Source organism: Dolichospermum circinale AWQC131C (assembly GCF_000426905.1).
Classification (GTDB): domain Bacteria; phylum Cyanobacteriota; class Cyanobacteriia; order Cyanobacteriales; family Nostocaceae; genus Dolichospermum; species Dolichospermum circinale.
Window position 1 is genome coordinate 20736 of the sequence record NZ_KE384630.1, and the last position, 9852, is coordinate 30587.

Sequence of the window (9852 nt, forward strand, 5' to 3'; positions counted from 1 at the left end):
TTAACTACTAAAATATTAATACTATGAACTTGTTATCTCCCTAGCACCCCATGACCACCATTAAAGAAAAACTCATTGCGTCAATTGAAAACGCACCAGAACCTATTCTGGAAAAAACCCTCGACTATCTTGAATATCTCAAAACCAAAATAACTGCCTCTACTATTAAATCAAGCAGTATTCCCATAAAAGATGGAGAACCGATATTACGCGGATCTAAAGCCAAAGATTTACTATAATTGCCGAAACTTAAACTAGGCAACTTGCAACGGTTGTGTAGGAAGCATTCTAGGTTCTGGTAATGCTTTATTCTCTTGAGTCAGCATCTCCACAAAAGTTTCAATCACTTCCTGACCATTTCTCGCAGCTTCTTCATAAGTTCTACCATGAGTATGAAACTCCTGCCAGGGAAATTCAGGTAAGTGAACTAAAAAAAGTTGATCCTCTTGAGACCATTGAATCACCATACTGTAATGATAAGTCATTCTTCACCTTCTTGATTTTCTTGCTTGTTCAATTCTTCAAGTTTTTTCAGCACCCGTTGAATGTTTTTTTCTAAATATAACGGAGCATCATCTCCATCTTTTCCCGGTATGGTTAATGGTTCTTCCGGTAATAAAGGATGCTTCCAGTAAGTATGACTTCCTTTACCTCTACCTGCTTGAAGGAGATACCCAACTTTTGCTACTATTCCCTTCAGTTCTCTTATTTTCTTCGGCATTTCTCATTACCATACCCCTAGTTTATATTTTATGCTATTTATTTACAACATAATCCTGATTCAGACAAAAAAAAGCGGGCTAACCGCTGATTAGAAGGTTAACCCGTTTCACTTTGGGAACGCGCTAGAGAAATTGTTACTGCAATACCAACTTAACATTGGCATTTTGCAGACCGCGCTGTTTTACTTCAGCCAAAGTCTTATTAACAGCATATTTTTGGTTAATAGAGTTGATTAACTCAGTCTGGTTGTGCTTCTTAGCAACACCCCAAAGGTCAGCAATGAGGTCAAAAGAACCGTCACTGTTACGAGACCAACCTAAATCGTACTCGCCTTCCAATACAGCAACGATGTCGGAGCGGAGACGTTGACCATTATAACCGCGAACATCAGCTTCAGTTTTTACACTGATACCCAAGTCGCGCAAAGAAGATTTGAGAATTTCGGCATCGGTGATCTTGGTACGCAGAGTGCTAAAGTGAGACATTTGGGTTTCCTCCAATAAGAAGATTGATGAGAAAAACGACAACGGTTCTTTTTTGTGCGAAGCCGCATGATTTGGGAACGGCTTTTTTCTAACTGTTAGTCTTGTGACTAACCTTTCCCCCTGATATAGCAGAGGAAAGCTTTTAAAACTCCATGCGCTGATATTCAGCAACAGAGGAGGCTGCGGGTCTAGCACGCTGTCTGGCCCAGTCTCTTAAAGCTGTGACCTGTTCTTGCATCGTTCGTGACAGCGGCAAAGTAGACTTCAATGCAGCAATAATATCTAATTGGGTGAACTCCCGATCTTGGGCGAAGGCTTCATACATAGCCGCCACGACCGCCTGTTCAATTTCTGCCCCCGAAAAGCCATCGGACATTTTTGCTAGTTGTCCTAAATCAAATCTAGCAATATCTTCCCGGCGTTTGGTCAGGTGAATACCGAAGATATCCTGACGTTCTTCAGGTGTGGGCAGATCCACAAAGAAAATTTCATCAAAACGACCTTTCCTCAAAAACTCCCCAGGTAGGCGTTCTACGCGGTTAGCAGTGGCCATTACGAAAACTGGAGATTTTTTTTCTTGCATCCAGGTGAGGAAAGAGCCGAAAATTCTGTTTGATGTCCCCCCATCAGAATCGCCAGAACCACCGCTACCCGCAAAGGATTTATCCAATTCGTCAATAAACAGAATCGTGGGGGAAATTGATTCTGCCGTTTTCAGGGCGTTCCGCAGGTTGGCTTCACTGCGACCCACCATTGAGCCGTCGTAGACCCGCCCCATATCTAATCTCAGAATTGGTAAACCCCATAAACGGGAGGTAGTTTTAGCAATTAGTGACTTACCACAACCGGGAACACCGAGAATTAACATTCCTTTAGGTTGGGGTAAACCATATTCTCTCGCTCTTTCGGTAAAGGCGTTCGAGCGCTGGGTTAGCCAGGTTTTCAACTCTTCCAAACCACCCACGGCATCAATGGTTTCATCTTCTTCGAGGTACTCCAAGATACCGTTACGGCGGATGAGTTGTTTTTTCTCGGACAGGACTATATTAACTTCATTTTCCGTCAATTGCCCCGTTGTTACCTGTGCTTTACGGTATACTTTTTCAGCTTCATCTTTAGTTAGACCTAAAGCCGCTCGAAGAAGCCTTTCTCGCGCCTCGGTTGTCAGCCGTCGTTCCCGATTTTGCTCTTGATGGGCAGTTAAAACTTTATTCAACTCAGCCATGTCAGGCAATTGAAAATCTAAAACAACAACTTCTTTTTCTAATTCAATGGGAACTTGTTGCACAGGGGACATTAAAATAATGTTCTTGTGCGTTCCTTTGAAACTAGCGATCGCGTCCCGGAGCGATCTAGTTGTTGCTGGCGCATCAATAAAGGGATGTAAATCTTTAAGAATAAATATACTGGCTTCTTTTTGACGAATTATCCAATCAATCGCTGCTTCGGGAGAAACAGTATTGTGTTGGGTTGTACTGCGAGGTTGACCGTACTCGACGATACCGTGAGTTACTGTCCACACATATACTCGCCTTTGGGGCTTTAACTCTTGAGAGACTTTAAAAATTGCCTGCTCTGCCCGTTCTTCCTCGGAGGTCACAAGGTAGATTAAAGGGTATTGAGCTTGAATTAAAATATTGAGCTCTTCTTTCATACTATCGACCTACTTGAGACCTTATAGAGACAGCACTAATAGCGGTAGCCTGGCCTGAAGCCATACTATGAATTAATCATTAACAATTCCTATCTAGCAAGGGACTAATTCTTCCTCACTCTTAGGATGGGTTTGATCTTTTTCTCTGTTGTCAATAGGTAGAGATTCCTCACCTATTATTCCGGCTGGATTACCCAAATCCACTAGTTCTCCATTCCGTAACACCAGTGAAGTTTCACAAGTGGGACAAGAATAAAGCCGATGGGTCTGCCCATAAGAAGACGCTTCTAATTCTTCTACTACTTCTGAGTTCGTCAGGTAGAAATTGAGCGCTCGTTCTGCCATATCTGACATCGGTTCTGAGTCAACAGCAGAACGAATTTTCAGTCTTCTGTGCAATTCTGGCGACAAATATAGCGTAACCTTTTGCTTAGTTTGCATATAACTTTCTAGTGGTCTTACCCGGGTATGTATATCACTCTATCTGTTCTTTTCTTGGTTGTCAAGATGGTAAGCCGTTTTAATGGCTATTTTGTTACATTTCTTAATAATATAGTTATTGACTAGAGTTTACATAGAAAAATAAAGTAATATTAAATACATAACAGTCCAATATTTAAATCCAATGTTAAGAATTTGTTAAAAATTATTTCCGCAAAAATTTATTTCCGCAAAAACCATCTACGCTACTACATAGCGATTACTTTCATGTATCCGGGCGATCGCTAGTGCCAGTCTCATAAGTCTTGATCGATTAAATGTAAATGCAAACAAGTAGTTGATGGAAAGGATGTTATGACTAATCTTCTTCAGGCCACTCTCAACAAGACCTATAACCAACTGAAAAACTTTGCTGGTTTAAATGACTTCTGGAATTTGTTTGAAATAGCATTTGGCACACAATATGACCATACAGTAGCCACAAATCTCCGTTCTCAATGGCTTGTAGGTGATTTTAGTTCATTTCCGCAAATTGAAATTCTTGATAGTAGCATTCTTGGTAACGCTAGTGGTGCTTATGGGACTAGCACGAATAAGATTTATCTCGCTGCTAATTTTCTTGATACAGCTACGGAGACAGACATTATTGCGGTTTTGTTAGAAGAATACGGGCATTTTATTGATGCTCATATCAATCAGACGGATAGCGCTGGTGATGAGGGAGACATTTTTTCTAACTTAGTGCGTGGTAATAGTCTCAGTGCTGGGACATTACAGGCTTTGAAAGGTGAGAATGATCATGCGACGATTACATTAGATGGCCAGAGTATTGAGATAGAGCAGAATGTTTCTACTCTTGGTTTTCTCGTATCACAAAGTTACTTCACGAATTATGACACATTGAACCGCCCTAGCTTTGAGAATGTACGCACAATAGGGAATACCAATTTTTCCAGTATAATTCAACAGTCAGACGGATACAGGGCGCGATTCAAATATACTAAATTTACAAGTGGTCCGAATGCGGGTAATTGGAATACTATCATTCCAAATACCACCTACCCGGCGATTCCATTCACTAATATAAACTCTGTACCTAATCCAAGCCCTCTCACTTATACAACGACAATTACGCCACTCACTTCAACAGTCAAGGGACTAATCATCCACACCGCTGATAATTTACCGCCCATGCCCAATCCTTGGGGTGCAGAAAACTGGAGTGAAGCAAACAATATGCTGAATACTCTTGCTTTTAATGCTGCAGGTAATAAGTATTTATTAGCGGAAGACACTTCCTATGGGACAACCCTAAACGTCGGTCGGTTATCTTACTCTTACAACCCCATCACACCAAAACCTCTTGAAGTCACCCTAGTTTGGACAAATCCCACTGGAATCAATAACCTAGATGTGTGGGTGAAAAATACAATAACAAATGTGATAACTGCTGCTACGTTAACAGGAACTGACACATCAAATAGCTCCACAGAAGACTACGAGCAAATTTATTTTACCCCTCCTGCCACTGGCACTTATGACGTTTTTGTAGGTAAAAATCCAAATTCGCCTTCTTTTGTCCAGCAGGATTTTTCCGTCTTTTTCACCTCTAACCCTGTAGTTGGTCAAGGTCACGGTTGGGGAGATGTTCATCTCGTAAATTTTGATGGAAAACCCTATGATTTTCAAGCAGTTGGGGAGTTTATTCTTGTCAAATCTCTGATAGATGATTTTCAAGTGCAAACCCGTCAAAAACCTTGGGGAGCAAGTACAACTGTTTCTGTCAACACAGCTTTTGCCACAACGATAGATGGTTACAATGTTGTGTTCGATACGAAGCTTCCAGTTGGTCAACAACTAAAAATTGACGGAGCGACCTATAATTTGTTAAATGGTCAAAGTGTATTTCTTGGTAACAGTAAAATTGAGCGTACTCAAGCTACTGACCCCAAGGGTGGTTTTGTGGATGCTTATATATTGACTTATGCAGGACCAGATGGAATTATTGCCACTTCAGATGATGATAAGGTAACTGCCTATGACCATACTGGCTCTTATATCAATATTTTTGTTGATCCCGCTGACTATCGTTTTGGGGTACTTCAAGGGCTTTTAGGTAATGGTGATGGGGTTAGTACCAATGATTTTGCTCTGCGTAATGGCACAGACTTGGGACCTAATCCCACCGTTCAAACAATACATACAACTTATGCAGATAGTTGGCGGATTACTCAGCAAGAATCCCTTTTCGGGACACCGACATTTGCTAATAAAAGTTTTCCCGCTAATTATGTCTCCTTAGAAACTTTAGCGCAACAAAATCCCCAAGGAGTAGCAAACGCTTTCGCAAAGGGGCGGGAATTTGGTATTGCTGAAGGTGCTTTTTTAAATGGTGGGGTTTTCGATTTTGTGGTGACGGGGGATGAAGGTTTTCTTAAAGGAGCGAAGCTGGCGGCAAACTTAGCGCTTAAAAATGGAGACATTCAAATTCCACTTGGAAGCATCCAAGGCAGTAAATGGAACGACGTTAATGGTAACGGCATCTGGGAAACAACCGAAAAAGCCCTAGCCGGTTGGACAATTTACATTGATAGCGTTGCCAATGGAAAATTAGATCCTTGGGAACTCTCCACAGTCACTAACGCTGATGGTCAATATACCTTCAGCAACTTAGGACCAGGAGAATATGCCATCCGGGAAGTGAATCAAACAGGCTGGATACAAACCTTCCCCACCACTCCCTATGCTCTAAACTTGAAAGCAGGGGAAAAATTGACTGGCATTAATTTTGGCAACTACTTTCAGTTACCCACGATTAATCTTAGTCCCAGCAATCAGACTGTTGTTGAAGGTTTAACCACTCCTCAAAACGCCTCCTACACCGTCACTCTTTCCCAAGCAAGCAACCAAACCGTCAGCCTTAACTATGCTACTGCTAACGGTACTGCAACGGCAGGATTAGACTACACCGCCACCAATGGCACTCTAACCTTTGCCCCTGGTGCTACTAGTCAAGTCATCAATATTCCCATTCTCAATGATTCCCTTAATGAGGCAGATGAAACCTTTACTTTAACTTTGTCTTCTCCTACTAATGCTAGTCTTGGTGCGGTGACAACAGTTACTACGACGATAACCGATACTCTCACAGCCTCTGTCACCACAACTTTACCCGCAAATGTGGAAAACTTAACACTGACAGGAGCAGCAGCAATTAACGGTACAGGGAACGCAGGTAATAACGTCATCACTGGTAACACTGGTAATAACATCCTTAATGGTGGTGCTGGTACAGATACCTTAATTGGTGGTTTAGGTGATGATATCTATGTTGTTGATAGTGCCACTGACACCATTACGGAACTTGCTAATGGAGGTACAGACACCATTCAATCTAGTGTTACTTACACCATTGCGGCTCTTGCTAACGTGGAAAACCTAACCCTGACAGGAGCAGCAGCAATTAACGGTGCAGGGAACACAGGTAATAACGTCATCACTGGTAACACTGGTAATAACATCCTTAATGGTGGTGCTGGTAATGACATCCTCACCGGAGGAGTTGGAAAAGATACTTTAACTGGAGGGTTGGGAGTAGACCGTTTTGACTACCGCACTTTAACTCATTCTATTCTGAGTAACTTTGATGTTATTACTGACTTCAATGCTACTACTGGTAATGATTTATTCCTTGTTTTCATTGCTCGCAGCGGATTTTCTAATGTCGGATCTGTGGCAACACTTGATACAGCTGGGATTGCAGCTAAGTTAACTAATACTGTGTTTACAGCTAACTCTGCTGCTCAATTTACCTTTGGTACTCGTACCTTTGTCGCTATTAATGACGCTACCGCAGGATTTAGTGCCACTACGGATGCCATTATTGAGGTGACAGGTTTAACTGGTACTTTAGGAATCAGTAACTTTACCACTGCTTTAGTGTAGCTGCTGGTATCCTTGAGGTAAACCACTTTGTAGAGACGTTTCATGAAACGTCTCTACATTATTTTTATGCTAATAGGCAATAATTGACATTTTTAGGCACATTTAGTAATTACCCACAAGTTACGAACTAATGAACCACGTTCGCGGAGCGTCCCGTCAGGGATAGGAGCGAAGATCACGAACATCGGATTCTGAAATTAGAACAACGAGTTTATAGAACAGAAGTTCAGCATAGAATTGAAGATGCGATCGCAGCATGGTAATCAAAACGGACATATCAAGGATTTCATTGGGTGATTCAAGTTCCTTTTGTTATTCGTGAGATAGTAGATTATGCACTGGGCGATTACGAACGATTAATCACCAAAGATAAAGACAGCCAACTGCGTCAGAGTATAAGCGATAGAATACTTGCAACGGATAACACAATCCCCGATAACCATTTTTCATTAATCGAACTCCTCAACCTTTCATATAGCGAAACATCCCCAGAAAACCAAGAACTTGCGGGTTATTTGCTGGAAGTAGAATCTATTTCTGAACAAAGAATAGCGAAAACGCCTTATTTGTTCACCCTTGGTAAAACCCTAGAATTAGCCACACAACAGCCGCACCAAGACCCAGCAAAAGCCGCATTTGAGCTATGTCGTCGCTATCCAAATACAATGATCCTGCAACCAGCAAAAGAGAATTTGTGGAACGCATTGTGAATGAAACTGCAAGCGATAGATTAAATTTGATAACATTATAGGAAATAACAATGTCCAGAAGAGATGATTTACATTTTCCCTTACGCCGTACCCTTGAAAAAGATGGATGGATAATTACTGATGATCCTTTGATTTTGGTGATTGGAGAAACACTCTTAAAAGCTGATTTAGGAGCAGAAAAGTTCTTCACAGCCGAAAAAGAAGGGCGTAAAATAGCTGTTGAGATCAAAGATTTTGATGCTTCTTCGGTCATCAGCGATCTGCAAAAAACAATGGGACAACTTCAACTTTACCAATGGGCTTTAGAAAAACAAGAACCAGATTGCCAATTATTCTTAGCCATCAGCCAAGAGATGTATATTAAGCATTTTCAAAAGCCAATTTTCCAGTTGGCGATCGAGCGCAATAAAATTAACTTGATAATATACGAACCAGATCAGGAGGTTATAATCCAATGGATAAATCATTAAATTACATAGACATTCTCAAAAAAACCGTAAAGGATGCCACGATCGCACAGCCGCGATTACAAGCAATCAAACTTTATCCAGTTTGTGATGCTGAGTCTGGACATTTTCTAGTTCTTGCCACAGGTCGGGATAAACATTGTTGGATGGATAGTATCCTATTTCATGCGCGACTCATCGAAAAAGATAACGGCAATTCTCAAATCATTATCGAAGAAGATAACTTCGAGGAAGGATTAGTTGATACACTCATCGAGGCAGGAATCAAAAAAGAAGATATTGTTACCAGTTGGCAACAGGCAATTACTACGAATAAATAACTTGATGGAAGAATCCCCTCACAAATTATTAGGAGAATAACCTATGACCACGAATCTGTATGAAACCGACTTTAATCTTTGGATAGAACAAACTGTTAAGCAACTCAAAAATGGACAAATTCAAGACCTAGATATAGAAAACTTAATTGAGGAAGTTCAATCAATGGGAAGCAATGACAAACGGGAAATTAAAAGCCGATTAATTGTTTTAATTATGCACCTATTAAAGTATAAATATCAACCAAAAAAGAAAACAAAAAGCTGGACTTCAACTATAATAACCCAAAGAAATGAACTCGAATTAGTCTTAGAAAACAGTCCTAGCTTAAACCCATTCCTCAAAGAAAATATATCTGAGTGCTATCAGAAAGCACGAAAAAACGCTGCAAGGGAAACAAAACTACCCTTAACCACCTTTCCCCTAGAATGTCCCTTTACCCCAGAGCAAATCATGGACTCCGATTATTTCCCAGACACAAACGCTTAATATAAATATTGATACACTCATAGAGGCAGGAATTAAAAAAGAAGATATCGTCACCAGTTGGCAACAAGCGATCGCTACGAATAAATAATTTAAGTTCTTATATGAAAGAAACCAAAATCAAAAGTTGATGACAAGCATTATGTTGACGGTTGGCTAGGTGATAATGTCCCTCTCCAAGCCTTAGCAAATCGTGGTTGTACCCATGCGATCGTCATTCATTTAGGAAATGGTGAACTTTGGAATCGTCATGATTTCCCTAATCAAACAATCATTGAAATTCGGCCAAGAGAAGATATGGGTGGTCTCAACAAATTACTAGATTTCAGTCCCAAACGGATTCAACTCTTGCAAAACCGAGGTTATGAAGATGCTAAACTCTGTCTCGAACCAATTTTACAAACACTCATAATTGAGCGATCGCGCCAAAAAAGTTTTGTGGAGCTTCAGGAAACATCAAAGCGATTAAGAGACGAGCCACCAGTTTATTAGACATCTCCGAGAAAAATTGTAGAGACGTTCCATGGAAAGTCTCTACAGAGTTTTCCACCCACGCATATTTACAGCACTTCCCGGTGTTATGAGGTACAGTAACAACAATTAGTGAACCAATTTTTTAAATG

Annotated in this window: 12 protein-coding genes; 7 read left to right on the plus strand and 5 right to left on the minus strand. The window is 40.8% G+C overall.

Going from position 1 to position 9852, the window contains the following annotated elements; genetic code table 11:
• The first annotated feature begins 50 nt into the window (after positions 1–50).
• Positions 51–239: a hypothetical protein gene (locus tag ACIR131C_RS22980; protein WP_035368660.1), complete on the plus strand. Its 189-nt coding sequence runs from the start codon at positions 51–53 to the stop codon at positions 237–239.
• Between the two features lie 15 nt (positions 240–254).
• Here the strand turns inward: ACIR131C_RS22980 and ACIR131C_RS0116215 are convergent, their stop codons facing one another.
• The 5 genes from ACIR131C_RS0116215 to ACIR131C_RS0116235 form a co-directional block, all read right to left on the minus strand.
• Positions 255–485, minus strand: coding sequence for a type II toxin-antitoxin system HicB family antitoxin (locus ACIR131C_RS0116215; RefSeq protein ID WP_028091050.1), 231 nt, complete (start codon positions 483–485; stop codon positions 255–257).
• The gene (locus tag ACIR131C_RS0116220) at positions 482–721 is read right to left on the minus strand and encodes a type II toxin-antitoxin system HicA family toxin (RefSeq protein ID WP_028091051.1); all 240 of its coding nucleotides are present in this window, start codon (positions 719–721) and stop codon (positions 482–484) included. The genes ACIR131C_RS0116215 and ACIR131C_RS0116220 overlap by 4 nt, the downstream gene beginning before the upstream one ends.
• A gap of 136 nt (positions 722–857) precedes the next feature.
• Positions 858–1208 carry a DUF1257 domain-containing protein gene (locus ACIR131C_RS0116225; RefSeq protein ID WP_015081375.1) on the minus strand — a complete coding sequence of 117 codons (351 nt, stop codon included), beginning with the start codon at positions 1206–1208 and terminating at the stop codon, positions 858–860.
• 142 nt (positions 1209–1350) lie between these two features.
• The gene (ycf46, locus tag ACIR131C_RS0116230) at positions 1351–2862 is read right to left on the minus strand and encodes a stress-responsive protein Ycf46 (RefSeq protein WP_028091052.1); all 1512 of its coding nucleotides are present in this window, start codon (positions 2860–2862) and stop codon (positions 1351–1353) included.
• A 93-nt stretch (positions 2863–2955) separates the two neighbouring features.
• Positions 2956–3303 carry a slr0373 family blue light stress response protein gene (locus ACIR131C_RS0116235; RefSeq protein WP_028091053.1) on the minus strand — a complete coding sequence of 116 codons (348 nt, stop codon included), beginning with the start codon at positions 3301–3303 and terminating at the stop codon, positions 2956–2958.
• Positions 3304–3657: 354 nt separating this feature from the next.
• Between ACIR131C_RS0116235 and ACIR131C_RS0116240 the strand changes: the two genes are divergently transcribed.
• From ACIR131C_RS0116240 to ACIR131C_RS23975, 6 genes are all read left to right on the plus strand, one after another.
• On the plus strand, positions 3658–7248 hold the full coding sequence (locus tag ACIR131C_RS0116240) for a bluetail domain-containing putative surface protein (RefSeq protein WP_028091054.1): 3591 nt from the start codon (positions 3658–3660) through the stop codon (positions 7246–7248).
• Positions 7249–7541: 293 nt separating this feature from the next.
• A complete protein-coding gene (locus ACIR131C_RS0116245; protein ID WP_028091055.1) occupies positions 7542–7958 on the plus strand; it encodes a hypothetical protein in 417 nt (138 codons plus the stop codon).
• Between the two features lie 50 nt (positions 7959–8008).
• Positions 8009–8428, plus strand: a complete 420-nt coding sequence (locus ACIR131C_RS0116250) for a XisH family protein (protein WP_028085469.1) — start codon at positions 8009–8011, stop codon at positions 8426–8428.
• A complete protein-coding gene (locus ACIR131C_RS0116255) occupies positions 8413–8745 on the plus strand; it encodes an element excision factor XisI family protein (RefSeq protein WP_028085470.1) in 333 nt (110 codons plus the stop codon). The genes ACIR131C_RS0116250 and ACIR131C_RS0116255 overlap by 16 nt, the downstream gene beginning before the upstream one ends.
• A 43-nt stretch (positions 8746–8788) precedes the next feature.
• A complete protein-coding gene (locus ACIR131C_RS0116260; RefSeq protein ID WP_028085471.1) occupies positions 8789–9232 on the plus strand; it encodes a DUF29 domain-containing protein in 444 nt (147 codons plus the stop codon).
• Positions 9233–9526: 294 nt separating this feature from the next.
• Entirely contained in the window at positions 9527–9721 is a 195-nt protein-coding gene (locus ACIR131C_RS23975) for a hypothetical protein (RefSeq protein WP_028091056.1), read from the plus strand.
• Positions 9722–9852 lie beyond the last annotated feature (131 nt).

Coding starts and splice junctions, on each gene's coding strand:
- ACIR131C_RS0116215 (WP_028091050.1), bottom strand. CDS start 485: ATGACTTATCATTACAGTATGGTGATTCAATGGTCTCAAGAGGATCAA.
- ACIR131C_RS23975 (WP_028091056.1), top strand. CDS start 9,527: ATGGGTGGTCTCAACAAATTACTAGATTTCAGTCCCAAACGGATTCAA.
- ycf46 (WP_028091052.1), bottom strand. CDS start 2,862: ATGAAAGAAGAGCTCAATATTTTAATTCAAGCTCAATACCCTTTAATC.
- ACIR131C_RS0116250 (WP_028085469.1), top strand. CDS start 8,009: ATGTCCAGAAGAGATGATTTACATTTTCCCTTACGCCGTACCCTTGAA.
- ACIR131C_RS0116240 (WP_028091054.1), top strand. CDS start 3,658: ATGACTAATCTTCTTCAGGCCACTCTCAACAAGACCTATAACCAACTG.
- ACIR131C_RS0116235 (WP_028091053.1), bottom strand. CDS start 3,303: ATGCAAACTAAGCAAAAGGTTACGCTATATTTGTCGCCAGAATTGCAC.
- ACIR131C_RS0116255 (WP_028085470.1), top strand. CDS start 8,413: ATGGATAAATCATTAAATTACATAGACATTCTCAAAAAAACCGTAAAG.
- ACIR131C_RS0116225 (WP_015081375.1), bottom strand. CDS start 1,208: ATGTCTCACTTTAGCACTCTGCGTACCAAGATCACCGATGCCGAAATT.
- ACIR131C_RS0116220 (WP_028091051.1), bottom strand. CDS start 721: ATGCCGAAGAAAATAAGAGAACTGAAGGGAATAGTAGCAAAAGTTGGG.
- ACIR131C_RS22980 (WP_035368660.1), top strand. CDS start 51: ATGACCACCATTAAAGAAAAACTCATTGCGTCAATTGAAAACGCACCA.
- ACIR131C_RS0116260 (WP_028085471.1), top strand. CDS start 8,789: ATGACCACGAATCTGTATGAAACCGACTTTAATCTTTGGATAGAACAA.